Origin of the sequence: Microcoleus sp. OTE_8_concoct_300, from assembly GCF_031383065.1 — a bacterium.
Lineage (GTDB): Bacteria > Cyanobacteriota > Cyanobacteriia > Cyanobacteriales > Microcoleaceae > Microcoleus.
On sequence record NZ_JANMZH010000192.1, the window covers coordinates 1 to 1,836 of the forward strand.

The window sequence follows — 1,836 nt, forward strand, 5'->3', positions numbered from 1 at the left end:
TATACGAACCTTATTTAATGCAAATCGGATTTTTGCAGCGGACAAATCGCGGGAGAATGGTAACGGTTGCTGCTAGAAAACACTTAAATTTTATTGAATAAAAAATGGAACGTGGGCATTGGTTATTGGTCATATCAATTACGGTTGCACCGGAATTATAGTTGACTGTTGACTGTTGACTGTTGACTGTTGGCTGTTGGCTGTTGACTAATGACTATTGACTGATGACTTATAACTCTTCTTATAAATTAAGTAGGGGACGAACTCCGCACCTTACCGCTATAAGTAGTGTGAAACCAGTTTTTGCATCCAGGAATGAACTATAGCGGTTCTCAAGAAAGTGAGGTATGCCCTATGCCCTATGCCCTATGCCCTATGCCCTATGCCCTATGCCCTATGCACGTCGGGTACCTCATGTTACTGAGAAAGGCTATAATAACCAATAACCAATAACTAATAACTGCTAATATAAATTAGTTTTCCATCTTTTTTACAGCAGTCAAATCAGCTTTTAAATCATGGGAAACCAGCGACAAATTACGCAATACTTTTTCTCGCTCAGCCGCAATTTTTAGAGCTGTTTCCCAAGTAAAAGTAAAAGAATGAAAAGAATCAGAATCAATTCTATCTTGATCCAAATCCCCAATTACTTGCTTAAAAATATCAAATAACTCTTCTTGCAAGCGATCTAGTTCCTCAAAAGTTCCGGCTTGGCGGATTCTTTGAATCAAATTTAGAATAATCAAATTAAACTTGTCAGCTCGATTTTTTTGTTTCTGCAAAAAGCGCGTTCGCAACTGCCAAAGCCAAGAAACAAAAAGAGTAACAAACGAAAAAGATAAACCGATAACCTCGGAATTTGCTGCTAAAAAATCCGGCTTTTCGCGATCGTAATAAGCCTGAGCGCCCTCATGTATTGGTAGAGAAAAACCACCGCTTCCGGACGGCTGACTAATCATGGCCGCCAAAGAATTAGCAGCCACCAAATTGCGGCGGCGCTCGAACAAAATCCGCGTAATTTCCTTAACTATTACCGGATCGACATCCTGATGAACCAACAGAGTAGCCTCCACCGCAACGGTAGGCAAATCCGTATCTGGTACTGCCGGATCGCCCTTGTAAGTACCCTTAGGAATCAAGTCAGCTTGCAGATAAGGCCCTTTAATTTTTATCGCCGCCGCTTGGTCGATGGGCACCAACTTGCCCCGCGTATTTTGCAGCAAATAGCTAACCAAATCGCTCCCCGGAGGTAGCACCCGAAAAATAGCATCAGCCTCGCCGCTAGCAAACAACTTAGTACCCTCATTCCAAGAGCCAGGAGTAGACTTAAAATCGCTTGGTTTCAAACCGTAATGTTGGCTGACCAACCAAAAAGAACTGTAAGAACCGCTGCCTTTCTCCATCAGCGCAATATGTTTTCCTTTTAAATCAGAAACGCTTTCAATTCCCGACTGTTCCGAAACTATTAAATGAAAAACTTCCTTAAACAAAGAAGCAATTACCCGCGCTTGGGGCACTGCTGGCGTATCGTTCTGGACAATAGCTAACTGAGCCTCATTTGCCTGAAGCCGGCGCATATTTTCGTGAGAGCCTTCAGTCTCAACAACTTTAATCCGCAGGCGCGGATTTTGTTGAATAACTACCTCAGCAATTGCTTGTCCGAAAGGATAATAATTGCCTGTCTTGTTTCCCGTCACTAGGGTTAATTCATAGACTCGCTGCTTGTCTTGGTGCAGCTTCGACCCAAAAGCTCCAATCAGGACAACGCTTAATAGAGCAACGGGAACCAGAAATTTATTTTGCATAGAGGTTGAGACTCGATCGTTAGAATGGCAA

At 42.7% G+C, this 1,836-nt stretch carries 2 protein-coding genes; one reads left to right on the top strand and one right to left on the bottom strand.

Going from position 1 to position 1,836, the window contains the following annotated elements; all coding sequences use genetic code 11:
• On the top strand, positions 1-101 hold a 101-nt coding region (locus ACUVJL_RS09365; RefSeq protein ID WP_445245589.1), incomplete at its 5' end, for a Holliday junction DNA helicase RuvB C-terminal domain-containing protein.
• Between the two features lie 372 nt (positions 102-473).
• Here ACUVJL_RS09365 and ACUVJL_RS09370 read toward each other — a convergent pair.
• A partial coding sequence (locus ACUVJL_RS09370; RefSeq protein ID WP_445245588.1) for a TAXI family TRAP transporter solute-binding subunit occupies positions 474-1,836 on the bottom strand: 1,363 nt, incomplete at its 5' end.